Source organism: Polaribacter sp. 2305UL8-11 (assembly GCF_058147165.1).
On sequence record NZ_JBYVJW010000125.1, the window covers coordinates 1 to 234 of the forward strand.

At 36.8% G+C, this 234-nt stretch carries 1 pseudogene; it reads right to left on the reverse strand.

Annotated features, from left to right (window positions below):
- A pseudogene (locus tag ACY2RW_RS16440) lies at nt 1–234 on the reverse strand (hypothetical protein); the annotation flags it as partial.

Here is a 234-nt window from a genome sequence, read left to right on the forward strand (position 1 = left end):
AACTTTTGCCAATTGTGTTTTTCCAACTCCAGTTTGCCCTAAGAAACTAAACGAATCAATAGGTTTGTTAGGGTCTTTTAATCCTCCTCTGCTTCGTTGAATGGCTTTTACTACTTTCGTAACAGCTTCATCTTGTCCAATTACTTTCCCTTTAATTAGTTGAGGTAATTCGTGTAAACGATGACTTTCTGCTTCTGCACCTCTATTTACAGTTATTCCTGTCATCATAGAAAC